Genomic DNA, 14,698 nt, shown 5'->3' with positions numbered 1-14,698 from the left:
ACCCGATGACTTACCTTCCGTTAAGTAAACAAACCGGCGCAGCGGACCGCGGAGGGCTCCGATGACAGCAGCGAACACCGACGTCCTGATCTCCGGCGCGAGCGTGGCCGGGCCCGTCCTGGCCTACTGGCTCCGGCGTCACGGCCTCACCCCCACCGTGGTCGAGCGAGCCCCGGCGCCGCGGCGGACCGGCGGTCACGCGGTCGACCTCTTCCGGCCCGCCGTGGACGTCGCCGAGCGCATGGGCGTCCTGCCCGAGATCGAGGCCATGCGGACGACGACGCGGGTCGTCTCCCTCGTCACGGGGGACGGCGGGCGACCGGTCGACATCGACGTCGAGCGGCTCATGGCGGCGGCGTCCGGCCGCCACGTCGAGATCATGCGCGACGACCTCGCCGAGATCCTCTACCAGCGCACCCGGCACGACGTCGAGTACGTGTTCGGCGACTCGATCGAGAGCCTCGACGAGGACGCCGGCGGGGTGACGGCGACCTTCGAGAAGGGCCCGCCCCGCCGGTTCCACCTGGTGGCCGGCGCGGACGGCCTGCACTCCACCGTCCGGCGCCTCCGGTTCGGCGACGAACGCGACCACGCGCACCACAGCGGGGCCTACCTCGCCGTCTTCTCCCTGCCCAACCACTTCGGGCTGGAGCGCCGCATGCTGGCCTACAGCGGCGCGGGCAAGGCCGTCGCCGTCTACGCCGCGGGGCGCGACGCCGAGGCCAGGGCCGTCTTCCTGTTCAGGCGGCCCACGGAGCTGCGGTACGGCCACCGGGACGTCGAGCGGCAGAAGGCGCTGTTGCGCGAGGCGTTCGCGGGGGACGGGTGGCACGTGCCCCTGCTGCTGAAGGAGCTGGAGCACGCCCCCGCGTTCTACTTCGACTCGATCACCCAGATCCGCATGGACACCTGGTCGCGCGGGCGGGTGACGCTGGTCGGCGACGCCGGCTACAGCCCGGGGCCCGCCGTCGGCGGCGGCACCACCCTCGCCGCCGTGGGCGCCTACGTGCTGGCCGGCGAGCTCAAGGCGGCCGGCGGCGACCATCGCAGGGCCTTTCCCGCCTACGAGGCGGAGCTGCGGGAGTACGTCCTGCGCACCCGGGAGGCCGGCATGGGCGCCGTCAGGAAGCTCATGCCCTGCACCCGCTTCCAGGCGCGGGCGCAGGCCCAGGCGGGGCGGCTGTTCGGGCTGCTCCCCGTCAGCGTGTCGCGCGGGCTGCTGGCGCTCCAGCGGCGCGGCGCGTACCTGCACGACGCCGTCCGGCTGAAGGACTACGAGGGCTGAGGCGGGGGCGCGCTCAGGTGCGGGTGGGGGCGGTGGAGCAGCCGCAGGCGGCGGGGTCGGACGCCGGGACCGTCGAGCGGCCGGCGTCGCGGAACAGGCCGGAGGCGGGCGTGGCGCCCGACAGCGCGTCGGCGGCCAGGACCACGGCGGCGGCGGTGTAGGCCGACTGCTCGTGCGGGAACCACTTGCGGTTCACGAACTGCCAGCCCGTCCAGTAGGAGCCGTCCTCGTGCCTGAGGTGCTGCATGTCCTGGTACACGGCCAGCGCCCGCGCGGTGTCGCCCAGCGCGTCGAGTGCCATCACCAGCTCGCACGACTCGGCGCCGGTGACCCACGGCTGGTCGGAGACGCAGCGGATCCCCAGCCCCGGTACGACGAACGTGTCCCACTCCCGCGCCAGCCGGTCGGCCCCGGCGGGGCCGCGCACGGCGCCGCCGAGCACGGGGTAGTACCAGTCCATCGAGAACCGGCTCTTGTCGGCGAACGCCTCGGGGTGGGCGGCGAGCGCGTGGCCGAGCAGGTCGGCGGCCAGCTCCCAGTCGGGCTGCGGCTCGCCCAGGTGCTCGCCGAGCAGCACGCCGCAGCGCAGCCCCTGGTAGATCGAGGCGCAGCCGGTGAGCAGGGCGTACTGGGCCGCCAGGCCCGCCGCCGAGCGCTCCCAGACGATCTCGCCGCGCGCCGTCTGCAGCCCCACGACGAAGTCGAGCGCCCGGCGCACCACCGGCCACATCGACCGCGCGAACGTCTCGTCCCCGGTGACCAGCAGCTCGTGCCAGACGCCCACGGCGGCGTACGCGGCGTGGTTGCTCTCGCCGTTCGCCTCGGTGGCCCGGCCCCGGACGATCTTCATCGGCCAGGAGCCGTCGTCGCGCTGGTGCGAGGCCAGCCACGCGTAGCCGCGCCGTGCCGGGCCGGTCAGCCCGGCGGTGGTGAGCGCCATCAGGCACTCGACGTGGTTCCAGGCGTCGACGTGGCCGTCCGGCCAGGGCACCCCGCCGTCGGGCTCCTGGACCGCCGCGATGCTGCGCGCCGTGGCGACGACCTGCTCAGCCGTGATGACCCCGGGGACCGAGGGGATCGTGCCCCCTCCCGTCATGCGGGCTTCCGGGCGTAGACCACCACGCTCTTGCCGATCAGGGGGTTGAGCACGGCCTCGGCGAGGCGGGTCGCGGCCGGGCGCTTCATGATGTCCCAGACCAGCAGCTCGTGGTAGGCCTTGGCGAGCGGGTGGGTGTCGTTGTCCACCCCGACGGCGCACTTGATCCACCAGTACGGGGAGTGCAGGCCGTGCGCGTGGTGGTGCGGGCCCACCACCAGGCCGGTGGCCTTCAGCTTGGCGGCCAGCTCGGCGAGCGTGTAGATGCGGATGTGGCCGCCCGGCGCGGTGTGGTACTCCTCCGACAGCGCCCAGCAGATGCGCTCGGGCAGGAAGCTCGGCACGGTGACGGCCACCAGGCCGCCCGGCTTGAGCACGCGGACGATCTCGCGCATGGCGGCGGTGTCGTCGGGGATGTGCTCCAGCACCTCCGCCGCGATCACACGGTCGAACGACGCGTCGGGGAACGGCATGGCCAGCGCGTCGCCGGTCACGGTCTCGCCGGTGGCGCCCTTCGGCACCTCGCCGGCCTTGTCCATGGCGGCGAACATCGACCCGACGCTCTCCAGCTCGGCCGCGTCCTGGTCGAACGCGACCACGTCGGCGCCGCGCCGCAGCACCTCGAAGGCGTGGCGGCCGCCGCCGCAACCCAGGTCGAGCACACGCTGGCCGGGGCCGACCGGCAGCCTCCCGAAGTCCACCGTCAGCACTTACCGCTCCCCTTTCGCCTTCCCGCGCGCCTGGATGGCCTCGCGGTACGCCTCGACGGTCCGCATGGCCACCACGCGCCAGGTGTACCGCTCCATCGCCCGGTCGTATCCGGCCCTGCCGACACGCTCGCGCTCCTCGGGGGAGTCGTGCAGGCGGCGCAGCACGCCGGCCAGCTCCTCGGCGTCGCCGGGCGTGACCTGCACGGCGGCGTCGCCGACGACCTCGGGCAGCGCCCCGGTGCGGCTGGCCACCAGCGGGGTGGCGCTGGCCATGTGCTCGACGGCCGGCAGCGAGAACCCCTCGTACAGCGAGGGCACGACGGACATCTCGGAGGTGGCGATCAGCTCGCCGAGGGCCTCGTCGGAGATGCCGTGCACGAAGGTCACCCGGTCGCCCAGGGCCAGCTCCTGGACGAGCTTCTCGGTGGGCCCGCCCGGGGTGGGCCTGCTGACGACGGTGAGGTGCACGTCGCGTTCGGTGGCGAGCTTGGCGACGGCGCGCAGCAGCGTGGCGACGCCCTTCATGGGGGAGTCGGCGCTGGCGACCGCGACGATCGAGCCCTTGCGCCGCGCCAGGTGGGGGCGGGGGTGGAAGTAGCGGGTGTCGACGCCCAGCGGGATCAGCCGCATGTTGCGCTGCGGCACGTTGAAGTCGCGGTGGATGTCGGCGAGGCTCGACTCGCTCACCGTGAGGATCGGGTTCAGGCGCGGTGCGACCATGCTCTGCATGCGCACGAAGCCGTACCAGCGGCGCATCGAGAGCCGCTTGAGCCCGGACGCCGCCTTGAGCTCGATGCGCCGGTCCACGCTGATGGGGTGGTGGATCGTGCCCACCACCGGGAAGAGCTTCTGGATGCCGAGCAGGCCGTAGCCGAGCGTCTGGTTGTCCTGGACGACGTCGAAGTCGCCCTGGCGGCTCCGCAGCTCGCGCAGGGCGCGCAGGCTGAAGGTCAGCGGCTCGGGGAAGCCGGCCGTCCACATCGTCCCGACCTCGAGCAGGTCGATCCAGTCGCGGTACTCGCGAAGGCCGGGGGTGCGGAACGGGTCCTCGTCGCGGTAGAGGTCGAGGCTCGGCACCTTGGTGAGCGCGACGCCCTCGTCCAGCTCGGGATAGGGCTGTCCGGACAGGACCTCCACGTGGTGCCCGAGCGCGACCAGCTCGCGGCTCAGATGGCGCAGGTAGACGCCCTGCCCGCCACAGGTCGGCTTGCTCCGGTACGACAGGAGGGCCACGCGCAGCGGGCCGTCCCCGGGTGCGCCGGCTCCGGGCCGGCCGGCCTGTTCCCCCGCGTCGTCTGGACTCGCCACGGACACCCCTTTCGACAGCGGTGCTCGGCAGCCACCCGTAAGGAGGCATGGACCGCGAAGGCCGATCTTAGCCGCGAACCCTACCATCCAGCAGGGGAGGGGTAGCTAACATGAAATTGTGCCTCAAATCACTCCTACCTGCCGCGAACTGCGAAGTCAGCCGAACCGAGCGCAGCTCGGTAGAACGCGTTCTACGCTGCTGGATCGCGCCATCCCGGCCCTCGCATAGCGCTTGCCGGGTGACATGACGGTACATTCGCGTCTTGTAGCCACGAGTTCGGGCGTCGCATGCCGGACGCATGCCCGAAGAACCAGGAGGACCCGTTGGCCAAACGCGCGCTGATCACTGGCATCACGGGCCAGGACGGCTCCTATCTCGCCGAGCACCTGCTCGAAGAGGGGTACGAGGTGTGGGGGCTGGTGCGCGGGCAGGCGAACCCCCGGGTGTCCCGGGTGCGCCGTCTGCTGCAGGACGTGCGGCTGGTCCGCGGCGACCTGCTCGACCAGGGGTCGCTCATCTCGGCGGTGGAGCGGGCCCAGCCCGACGAGGTCTACAACCTGGGAGCCATCTCGTTCGTCCCGATGTCGTGGGAGCAGGCCGAGCTGACGGCCGAGGTCACCGGCATGGGCGTGCTGCGCATGCTGGAGGCCATCAGGGTCTGCTCCGGGGTGACGTCCGCGCGGGCGGCCGGATCCGGCCAGATCCGCTTCTACCAGGCGTCGTCCTCGGAGATGTTCGGCCAGGTGCGCGAGACGCCGCAGAACGAGAGGACCCCCTTCCACCCGCGCTCGCCGTACGGCGTGGCCAAGGCGTACGGGCACTTCCTCACCCAGAACTACCGCGAGTCCTACGGGATGTACGCGGTCTCCGGCATCCTGTTCAACCACGAGTCGCCGCGGCGGGGCGCCGAGTTCGTCACCCGCAAGGTCACGCTCGGCGCCGCGCGCATCAAGCTGGGCCTGGCCTCGGAGCTGCGGCTCGGCAACCTGGAGGCGCGGCGCGACTGGGGGTACGCCGGCGACTACGTCAAGGCGATGCGCCTGATGCTCCAGGCGGCGGCCCCGGAGGACTACGTCATCGGCACCGGCCGCACGTGGTCGGTGCGCGAGCTCGTGGTCGCCGCCTTCGAGGCCGCCGGCCTCGACTGGGAGCGCCACGTGGTGGGCGACCAGTCGCTGCACCGGCCCGCGGAGGTCGACCTGCTATGCGCCGACCCCAAGAAGGCCCGCGTGCAGCTCGGGTGGGAGCCGGTCGTCTCCTTCGAGGAGCTCGTGGCGATGATGGTCGAGTCGGACGTCCGCCTGCTGACCGACGGCGGCGACCCCGAGCAGGACTCCTCCTGGCCGTGAGCCGGCCCCGGGCCGGCGGCCCGGGAACGCTCAGCGCCTGCGGCCCACCCCGGACAGCACCCACATCTTGGCCGGGTCGACCCTGCGGGCGATGCCGGGCCGCCATTCCGGCGGGGTGACCAGCCCGGGCTCGACCAGGTCGAACCCGTCGAGGAACCGCATGATCTCGGCGCGGGAACGGGCGATCCAGGGCGCGCCGGCCCGGGTGGAGACCGCGGCGAGCTCGGCGGTCTCCTCCGGGTGCGGGTCGGGCGTCACGTGCGACACGGCCAGGTAGCTGCCCGGCGCCATGAGCTCGCGCAGGCGGGAGACCACCTCGTACGGCTTGTCGCCGTCGGGCACGAAGTGCAGGACGGCCACCATCAGCACGGCCACCGGCCGGTCGAAGTCGATCAGCCGCCGAAGGTCGGGAGCGGCCAGGACGGCGTCGAGCTCGCGCAGGTCGCCGCGGACGAACGCCACGTCGTCCCTCGTGCCGATCAGCGCCGCCCCGTGCGCGACCACGATGGGGTCGTAGTCGACGTAGACCACCGACGACCCCGGCGCGGCCTCCTCGACCACCTGGTGGACGTTCTGCTGGGTCGGCAGCCCCGAGCCGATGTCCAGGAACTGGCGGACGCCGGCCTCGGCCGCCAGGTAACGCACCGCGCGGCCGAGGAACTCGCGGTTCTGCCGGGCCATCACCGGCATCTCCGGGGCCATGGCGAACACCTTCTCGGCCACGGCGCGGTCGGCGGCGTAGTTGTCCTTGCCGCCGAGCGCGTAGTCGTAGATGCGCGCCGCGCTCGGAGTGTTCGGGTCGACCCCCTCCGGCGCCGGGCGGTGCGGCACTCTCAGACCTTCACCGGCAGCGACTTGATGCCGTTGACGAAGTTGGACCGCAGCCGCTTGGGGTCACCCGTCATGGTGATGCCGGGCAGCCGCTGGGACAGGACCTCGAACAGCACGCGCAGCTCCAGCTTGGCCAGGTGGTTGCCCAGGCAGAAGTGGGCGCCCCCGCCGCCGAAGCCGATGTGCGGGTTGGGGTCGCGGCCGACGTCGAAGGACTGCGGGGCGGTGAAGACGTCCTCGTCGCGGTTGGCCGAGGAGTAGAACACCACGACCTTGTCGTTCTCCTTGATCGTCTTGCCGCGCACGACGGTGTCCTGCGTGGCGGTGCGCCGGAAGAGGTTCAGCGGCGACACCCACCGGACGATCTCGTCGGCCGCGGTGGCCGCGAGCGACTGGTCGCGCACCAGGCGCTCCCACTGCTCGGGGTGCTCGAACAGCGCCAGCATGCCGCCGGAGGCGGCGTTGCGCGTGGTCTCGTTGCCGGCGACGATGAGCAGCAGCACGAACAGGTCGAACTCCTGCTCGCTGAGCGTCTCGCCGTTCTCGTCGGGCTGCAGCAGCTTGGTGACGATGTCGGGGCGGGGGTGCTCACGGCGCTCGGCCGCGAGCTGGTTGGCGTAGGCGTAGACCTCCGCCGCGGCGTTCTGCCCCTGCTCGGGGGTGGTGTTGTAGTCGGGGTCCTCGGCGCCGATCATGCGGTTCGACCACTCGAAGAGCTTGTTGCGGTCTTCCGCCGGGGCGCCCAGCAGCTCGCAGATCACGTACAGCGGCAGCGGCGCGGCGATGTCGGTGACGAAGTCGACGTCGCCCTTGGCGGCGGCCTCGTCGGCCAGCGTGTGGCAGATCGTGCGGATGTGCTCCTCCAGCGTCCCGATCTGGCGCGGGGTGAAGCCCCGGTTGACCAGGGAGCGCTTGCGGGTGTGCTCCGGGGGGTCCTGGTTGAGCATCATCAGGCGCTGCAGCGCCATCTGCTCCTCGGGCATCTCGTTGAAGAGCGCGAGCCTGCGGTTGGAGGAGAACAGCTCGGAGTGGCGCGAGACGTGCACGACGTCCTCGTGCTTGGTGAGCGCCCAGAAGCCGGGCCAGCCGCGCTCGGAGTCGCCCTCGTGCCAGAACACCGGGTCGTTGGCGCGAAGCCACTTGAGCTGGTCGTGCGGAATGCCGTGCCGTGCGTACTGATCCTGGTCTACGAGGTTGATTTCCATATGTCCACCCGATTGTCAGATCAAGCGCTTGGCAGGAGACCGCGTGAAACGTGTTCTATTACGGGCGTGCGGGCACGTCAAGCGAGGCCGCGCCGTCGTCAGGCGGGCCGCGGGGGAACGGTGCACAACGCCCGATCCGATACTAAGGCCCGGCGAAACGCCCTTGATAGGCATCGGATGTCTCACCCGTTCTGACCTTGAGGGACTTGACGCTGTTAGATCTACGCGTAGTCTTCTCTGCACAAGACATCCGATGAATGTGAGGGGCGCGTGAAGCTACTGCGAGTCGGGCCGCCCGGCCACGAGCGTCCCGCGGTTCTGGACGGCGCCGGGAACCCGCGTGACCTGCGGGGCCTGCTCGGCCAGGGGGCCGACCTCGACGGGGCCTTCCTCGCCTCCGAGCGGGTGGCGCGCGTCCGCGACGCGCTGCTCGCCGACGAGCTGCCGCTTCTGGAGGCCGCGGGCGGGACGCCGCGCCTGGGCGCGCCCATCGCGCGTCCCGGCAAGATCGTTTGCATCGGCCTCAACTACCGCGACCACGCCGAGGAGACCGGCGCGCCGCTGCCCACCGAGCCGATCGTCTTCATGAAGGCGCCGAACACCGTCGTCGGCCCCGACGACCAGGTGCTGATCCCCCGGGGCAGCGTCAAGACCGACTGGGAGGTCGAGCTCGCCGTCGTCATCGGCCGCACCGCCCGCTACCTGGAGTCCGAGGAGGAGGCGCTGGCCTGCGTCGCCGGGTACGCCGTCGCCAACGACGTCTCCGAGCGCGAGTTCCAGCTCGAACGCGGCGGCCAGTGGGACAAGGGCAAGTCGTGCGAGACGTTCAACCCGCTCGGCCCCTGGCTGGTGACCGCCGACGAGGTGCCCGACCCGCAGGACCTCGGGCTGCGGCTGTGGGTGAACGGCGAGGCCCGGCAGAACGGCAGCACCAAGGACATGGTCTTCGGGGTGGCGGAGATCGTTCGCTACCTCAGCCGGTTCATGGTGCTGGAGCCGGGCGACGTGATCAACACCGGCACGCCCGCCGGCGTCGCGCTGGGAATGCCGGGGCAGCCGTACCTCCGCGAGGGTGACGTGGTGGAACTGGAGATCGACGGCCTCGGCCGTCAGCGCCAGGTCGTGGGACAGGCATGAGCGACCGGCCGGTCATCACCGCCCTGGAGACGCACGACGTGCGCTTCCCGACCTCCCGTGAGCTCGACGGCTCCGACGCGATGAACCCCGACCCCGACTACTCCGCCGCCTACGTCGTCCTGCGGACCGACGCCGGCGTCGACGGGCACGGCCTGGCCTTCACCATCGGCCGGGGCAACGACGTGCAGACCCACGCGATCAGGGCGCTGGAGCGCTTCGTCGTGGGTGCGAACACCGGCGACCTCGGCGCCCTGTACAGGGAGATGGTCGACGACTCCCAGCTTCGCTGGCTCGGCCCCGAGAAGGGCGTCATGCACATGGCGCTGTCGGCGGTCGTGAACGCGCTGTGGGACCTTGAGGCCAAGATCCAGGGCAAGCCGCTGTGGCTGCTGCTCGGCGAGACCTCCCCGGAGGACCTCGTCGCGCTGGTCGACTTCCGCTACCTCAGCGACGCCCTCACCCCCGGGGAGGCGCTGGAGATCCTGCGGCGCGCCGAGCCCGGCCGCGCCGAGCGCGTCGCCGCCCTCAGGGCCGGCGGCTACCCGGCCTACACCACCTCGCCCGGCTGGCTCGGCTACGACGACGACAAGCTGCGCCGCCTGTGCAAGGAGGCCATGGACGACGGCTTCACCCAGATCAAGCTGAAGGTCGGCGCCGACCTGGAGGACGACCGGCGGCGGATGCGCATCGCGCGCGAGGTCTGCGGCCCCGGCTTCCGCATCGCCATCGACGCCAACCAGCGCTGGGACGTGGCCTCCGCCATCGCCTGGGTCGGCGCGCTCGGCGAGTTCGACCCGTACTGGGTCGAGGAGCCGACCAGCCCCGACGACGTGCTCGGGCACGCCGCCATCGCCGAGGCCGTCGCGCCGATCAAGGTCGCCACCGGCGAGCACGTGCAGAACCGCGTGGTGTTCAAGCAGATGCTCCAGGCCGGCTCGCTGTCGGTCCTGCAGCTCGACGCGGCGCGCGTGGGCGGGGTGAACGAGAACATCGCCATCCTGCTGCTGGCCGCCAAGTTCGGCGTCCCGGTCTGCCCGCACGCGGGCGGCGTCGGGCTGTGCGAGCTGGTGCAGCACCTGGCGATGTTCGACTACGTGGCCGTCAGCGGCAGCCGCGACGACCGCGTCATCGAGTACGTCGACCACCTGCACGAGCACTTCGTCGACCCGGTGGTCGTCCGCGACGGTCGCTACCGGGCGCCGGAGGCGCCGGGCTTCGGCGCCGCGATGCGCCCGGAATCCGTCGCCGAGTACTCCTACCCCGACGGTCCCGTGTGGAACGGTGGTGCGCCATGAGCGAATTCGACGGACTCACCGCCCTTGTCACCGGCGGCGGCTCGGGCATCGGCCTGGCCACCGCCACCCTCCTGGCCGAGCGCGGCGCGCGGGTGGCCTGCCTCGACCTCAACCCGCCCGCCGAGCCCTTCTTCGGGGTGCGGGCCGACGTCACCGACGACGCCTCCGTCCGCGCGGCCGTCGAGGCCGCGGCCGGGCACCTGGGCGGGCTGGACATCCTGATCAACAACGCCGGCATCGGCGCCGCCGGGACGGTGGAGCAGAACCCCGACGAGGAGTGGTTCCGCGTCCTGGACGTGAACGTGCTCGGCATCGTGCGCGTGACCCGCGCCGCCCTGCCCCTGCTGCGCGCCTCCGCCCACGCCGCGATCGTCAACACCTGCTCCATCGCCGCCTGGGCCGGCCTGCCCAACCGGGCGGTCTACAGCGCGTCCAAGGGAGCGATCATGTCGCTCACGCTGGCCATGGCCACCGACCACGTCGACGAGGGCATCCGCGTCAACTGCGTCAACCCCGGCACCGCCGACACCCCGTGGGTGCAGCGGCTGCTGGACGCGGCGCCCGACCCCGAGGCCGAGCGCCGCGCGCTGGAGAACCGCCAGCCCATGGGCCGGCTGGTCAGCGCGGAGGAGGTCGCCGCCGCGGTCGCGTACCTGGCGAGCCCGCTGGCCGCCAGCACGACCGGCACCGTGCTCGCCGTGGACGGGGGCATGCACGGACTGCGTCCCCGTCCCAAACTCTGACGCGGTCGGCGGCACGTCCGCCGTCCGCCGCTCACCCCCCGGCCTGCTCCGCCGCCGGGCGAGCCCCACCAGAACCCCGGACCCCCGCGCGGGGGTCCGGGGACGCACCCCCCCGAACGACCCGTTGAAACGAGGCGGTAAGTGAGAACACGATCGTCGGCCATATTCGCCGCGCTGTTCACGGCCACCCTGGCCCTGTCCGCGTGCGGCTCGGACACGCCCACCTCCACCTCCACCGGCGGCGCCGCCGCACCGGCGGCGGGCGGCAAGGTCGGCGTCGACTTCCCGCGCGCCGACTCCGACTTCTGGAACTCCTACAACAAGTACGTGCCGCAGATGGCCGGTGAGCTCGGCATCGAGCTGATGCCGCCCACCAACTCGCAGAACGACGTCGCCAGGCTGGTGTCCAACACCCAGGCGATGGTGAGCCAGGGCGCCAAGGCCATCGTCATGGCGCCGCAGGACACCGGCGCCATCGCCACTACGCTCGACCAGCTCGCCGCCAAGAACATCCCGGTGGTCACCGTGGACACCCGGCCCGACAAGGGCAAGACGTACATGGTGGTCCGCGCCGACAACCGCGCCTACGGGCAGAAAGCGTGTGAGTTCCTCGGCGAGCAGCTCAAGGGCAAGGGCAAGGTCGTCGAGTTCCAGGGCTCGCTGGCGTCGGTCAACGGCCGCGACCGCTCCGAGGCGTTCGCCGAGTGCATGAAGACGAAGTTCCCCGAGATCGAGGTCTTCGCCGAGCCCACCGAGTGGGAGGGCACCAAGGCCGCCGCCGCGCTGCAGACCCGGCTCACCCAGCACCCCGACATCAACGGCATCTACATGCAGGCCGGCGGCGTCTTCCTCGCCCCGACGCTGCAGGTGCTGAAGTCCAAGAACCTGCTGGTGCCGCCGACCGACCCCAAGCACATCTTCATCGTCTCCAACGACGGGATCCCGCAGGAGTTCCAGGCCATCCGCGACGGCCAGATCGACGCCACGGTCTCCCAGCCCGCCGACCTGTACGCCAAGTGGGCGCTGTTCTACGCCAAGGCCGCGCTTGAGGGCAAGACCTTCGCGCCCGGCCCGACCGACCACGACAGCACGATCGTCGACGTCGGCGGCGGTCGCCTGGAGGACCAGCTTCCGGCCCCGCTCGTCACCAAGGAGAACGTCGACGACCCGGCGCTCTGGGGCAACCAGGTCAAGTGATGTCAGACACCTCGTCCCCGGCCGTCGAGGCCAGGAACATCACCAAACGCTACGGGCCCACGACGGCGCTCGACGACGCGGGGATCACCATCGCCGAGGGTGAGACGCACGCGCTCGTCGGGCGCAACGGGGCCGGCAAGTCGACGCTGGTCTCCATCCTGACCGGCCTGCAACGCCCGGACGCGGGCCGGGTGCTCTTCGCCGGGCGCCCGGCGCCCGCACCGGCCGACCGGGACGGCTGGCGGAGCAACGTCGCCTGCGTCTACCAGCGGTCGACGATCATCCCCACGCTCACGGTGGCGGAGAACCTGTTCCTCAACCGCCAGGCCGGCCGCGGGGCGATCAACTGGCGCGCCCTGCGCGCCAGGGCCCGTGACCTGCTCGACCAGTACGGCGTGCGGGTCGACGCCGGACGCATGGCCGGCGACCTGGACGTCGAGCAGCGCCAGCTCCTGGAGATCGCGCGCGCCCTGTCGTTCGGCGCCCGCTTCATTATCCTGGACGAGCCGACGGCGCAGCTCGACGGCCCCGCCATCGAGCGGCTCTTCGAGCGGATGAGGGCGCTGCGCGCGCAGGGCGTGACGATGATGTTCATCTCGCACCACCTGGACGAGGTGTACCGCGTCTGCCAGTCGGTCACGGTGTTCCGCGACGCCCGGCACGTGCTCACCAGCGCCGTGGCGGAGCTCCCGCACGACGAGCTGGTGTCGGCCATGACCGGCGAGGCCGCGGCCGGCTACCAGGCCCGCGCCCGCGCGACCGACGCCGGGGCCCCGGTCGTGCTCGGCGCCGAGAAGCTCACCCTGGCCGGCCGCTACCACGACGTCGACCTGAGCGTCCGCGCGGGCGAGATCGTGGGGCTGGCCGGGTCGGGCAGCAGCGGCAAGGTCGGGCTGGCGGAGACGCTCGTCGGGCTGCACGTCCCCGACAGCGGCACGGTGACGGTCAACGGCACCCGGCCGCGCCCGGGGGACGTGTCCTCGGCGCTGCGCGCCGGTCTGGGATTCGTCCCCCGGGACCGGCACAAGGAGGGCTTCGTGCCGCTGCTGTCGATCGCCGAGAACGCCACCCTGCCGATCGCCCACAAGCTGGGCCGGTTCGGGGCGGTGTCCCCCTCCCTGCGGCGCGCCAAGGGCGAGCGGATGATCGAGGAGCTGGCCATCGCGACCACCGGGCCGGCGCAGCCGGTCGGCGACCTGTCCGGCGGCAACGCGCAGAAGGTCGTCATGGCCCGCGCCCTGGCCGACGAGCCCCGCGCGCTGGTCGTGATCGACCCCACCGCCGGGGTGGACGTGCGGGCCAAGCAAGCACTGCTGGGAGCCGTCGAGGACGCCGCCGAACGCGGCGCGGGAGCCGTGCTCGTCTCCGACGAGCTGGACGACCTGCGCATCTGCGACCGCGTGCTGGTGATGTTCCACGGTCAGGTCGTGAAGGAGGTGCCACGCGGCTGGTCGGACGCCGACCTCGTGGCGGTCATGGAAGGTGTCGACGCGCGATGACTCAGACCACAGTGACGTCCCCGGGCTCCCCGGGCTCACCCGGATCGCCGAAGGGCCGGACCTCCGGCGGCGGGGCGGTACGGCTGGCGCGCTTCCGCGACCTGGCCCTCGTCCCCGCGATCGTGCTGCTCGTCATCGTGGGCGCGCTGATCGAACCGGCGTTCCTCAGCGGCGACAACCTGACCAACGTGCTCCAGCAGCAGACCGAGCTGTCGCTGCTGGTGCTGGCCGAGGCGCTGATCCTGATCGCCGGCAAGTTCGACCTGTCGCTGGAGTCCACCGTCGGCCTGGCGCCCGCGCTGGCCGTCGGGCTGCTCATCCCGGTCTCGGCCGGCGGGCTCGGCTTCGAGTGGCCCGCGGCCCTGGGCATCCCGCTCTGCCTGCTCATCGGGGCGGCCGTCGGGGCGTTCAACGGGCTGCTGATCCTGCGGTTCAAGCTGTCGGCGTTCATCGTGACGCTCGGCATGCTGATCGTGCTGCGCGGCCTGCAGATCGGCCTCACCGGCGGCCAGAACCTGTTCGCGCTGCCCGAGTCGTTCCTCTACCTGGGCAACGCCCGCTGGCTCGGCCTGCCGGCGTCCATCTGGATCTGCGCGGTCGCCTACGCCGTCGGCATCGTCACCCTGGGGTACTTCCGGCACGGCCGGTCGATCTACGCGATCGGCGGCAACGTCGACGCGGCCCGCGCGGCGGGCGTGCGCACCGACCGCGTGCTGTGGACGGTGTTCGTCATCGGCGGCCTGCTGGCCGCGCTCGCGGGCCTGCTCATGACCGGCCGGCTGGGCTCGGTCGCGGCGGGGCAGGGCGACGGCATGATCTTCACCGTGTTCGCGGCTGCGGTCATCGGCGGCGTCGTGCTGGACGGCGGCAAGGGAACGCTGTTCGGCGCCCTGTGCGGCGTGCTCGTCCTCGGGCTGATCAACAACATCCTCACCCTGGCCGGCGTGTCCGCCCAGTGGATCCAGGCCATCTACGGAGGCATCATCCTCATCGCGCTGATGCTCGCCCGTCTGACCAGTGGAAAGGCACAGGAGTAGCTGAT

Annotated in this window: 13 protein-coding genes; 8 read left to right on the top strand and 5 right to left on the bottom strand. The window is 71.9% G+C overall.

Features of this window, described 5'->3' with window-relative positions; all coding sequences use genetic code 11:
* The first annotated feature begins 61 nt into the window (after positions 1-61).
* A complete protein-coding gene (locus tag PYR91_RS20045; RefSeq protein ID WP_279781619.1) occupies positions 62-1,285 on the top strand; it encodes an FAD-dependent monooxygenase in 1,224 nt (407 codons plus the stop codon).
* Between the two features lie 13 nt (positions 1,286-1,298).
* Here the strand turns inward: PYR91_RS20045 and PYR91_RS20040 are convergent, their stop codons facing one another.
* Genes PYR91_RS20040 through PYR91_RS20030 form a run of 3 tightly spaced genes read right to left on the bottom strand, consistent with a single transcriptional unit; the run spans position 1,299 to position 4,330 of the window.
* On the bottom strand, positions 1,299-2,381 hold the full coding sequence (locus PYR91_RS20040) for a prenyltransferase (RefSeq protein ID WP_279781617.1): 1,083 nt from the start codon (positions 2,379-2,381) through the stop codon (positions 1,299-1,301).
* Positions 2,378-3,091, bottom strand: coding sequence for a class I SAM-dependent methyltransferase (locus PYR91_RS20035; RefSeq protein ID WP_279781616.1), 714 nt, complete (start codon positions 3,089-3,091; stop codon positions 2,378-2,380). Before PYR91_RS20035 ends, PYR91_RS20040 begins: the two co-directional genes overlap by 4 nt.
* Positions 3,092-4,330, bottom strand: a complete 1,239-nt coding sequence (locus PYR91_RS20030; protein WP_279781787.1) for a glycosyltransferase family 4 protein — start codon at positions 4,328-4,330, stop codon at positions 3,092-3,094. It lies immediately after the preceding gene.
* A 393-nt stretch (positions 4,331-4,723) separates the two neighbouring features.
* On the opposite strand from PYR91_RS20030, the gene PYR91_RS20025 reads away from it, so the two are divergent.
* Positions 4,724-5,749 carry a GDP-mannose 4,6-dehydratase gene (locus PYR91_RS20025; protein ID WP_279781614.1) on the top strand — a complete coding sequence of 342 codons (1,026 nt, stop codon included), beginning with the start codon at positions 4,724-4,726 and terminating at the stop codon, positions 5,747-5,749.
* Positions 5,750-5,779: 30 nt separating this feature from the next.
* Here PYR91_RS20025 and PYR91_RS20020 read toward each other — a convergent pair whose 3' ends face one another.
* Together PYR91_RS20020 and PYR91_RS20015 are read right to left on the bottom strand one after the other, a co-directional pair.
* Entirely contained in the window at positions 5,780-6,580 is an 801-nt protein-coding gene (locus tag PYR91_RS20020; RefSeq protein ID WP_279781612.1) for an SAM-dependent methyltransferase, read from the bottom strand.
* 2 nt (positions 6,581-6,582) lie between these two features.
* On the bottom strand, positions 6,583-7,785 hold the full coding sequence (locus PYR91_RS20015) for a cytochrome P450 (RefSeq protein ID WP_279781611.1): 1,203 nt from the start codon (positions 7,783-7,785) through the stop codon (positions 6,583-6,585).
* 270 nt (positions 7,786-8,055) lie between these two features.
* Between PYR91_RS20015 and PYR91_RS20010 the strand changes: the two genes are divergently transcribed.
* The 6 genes from PYR91_RS20010 to PYR91_RS19985 all read left to right on the top strand — a co-directional run bounded on the left by PYR91_RS20010 (position 8,056) and on the right by PYR91_RS19985 (position 14,693).
* Positions 8,056-8,922, top strand: coding sequence for a fumarylacetoacetate hydrolase family protein (locus PYR91_RS20010; RefSeq protein WP_279781610.1), 867 nt, complete (start codon positions 8,056-8,058; stop codon positions 8,920-8,922).
* Positions 8,919-10,217 carry an L-fuconate dehydratase gene (locus tag PYR91_RS20005; protein ID WP_279781608.1) on the top strand — a complete coding sequence of 433 codons (1,299 nt, stop codon included), beginning with the start codon at positions 8,919-8,921 and terminating at the stop codon, positions 10,215-10,217. The genes PYR91_RS20010 and PYR91_RS20005 overlap by 4 nt, the downstream gene beginning before the upstream one ends.
* Positions 10,214-10,960 (top strand): SDR family NAD(P)-dependent oxidoreductase, encoded by a 747-nt coding sequence (locus tag PYR91_RS20000; RefSeq protein WP_279781607.1) that lies wholly within the window; start codon positions 10,214-10,216, stop codon positions 10,958-10,960. Before PYR91_RS20005 ends, PYR91_RS20000 begins: the two co-directional genes overlap by 4 nt.
* A gap of 141 nt (positions 10,961-11,101) precedes the next feature.
* On the top strand, positions 11,102-12,157 hold the full coding sequence (locus PYR91_RS19995) for a sugar ABC transporter substrate-binding protein (RefSeq protein ID WP_279781605.1): 1,056 nt from the start codon (positions 11,102-11,104) through the stop codon (positions 12,155-12,157).
* The gene (locus PYR91_RS19990) at positions 12,157-13,656 is read left to right on the top strand and encodes a sugar ABC transporter ATP-binding protein (RefSeq protein ID WP_279781603.1); all 1,500 of its coding nucleotides are present in this window, start codon (positions 12,157-12,159) and stop codon (positions 13,654-13,656) included. Before PYR91_RS19995 ends, PYR91_RS19990 begins: the two co-directional genes overlap by 1 nt.
* Complete coding sequence (locus tag PYR91_RS19985) at positions 13,653-14,693, top strand: ABC transporter permease (protein WP_279781601.1); 1,041 nt, start codon at positions 13,653-13,655, stop codon at positions 14,691-14,693. Before PYR91_RS19990 ends, PYR91_RS19985 begins: the two co-directional genes overlap by 4 nt.
* Positions 14,694-14,698 lie beyond the last annotated feature (5 nt).

It is taken from the genome of Sphaerisporangium sp. TRM90804, from assembly GCF_029846175.1.
GTDB lineage: Bacteria > Actinomycetota > Actinomycetes > Streptosporangiales > Streptosporangiaceae > Sphaerisporangium.
Note: the sequence above shows the minus strand (reverse complement) of the source record. Positions and strands in the feature narration are given on the sequence as shown.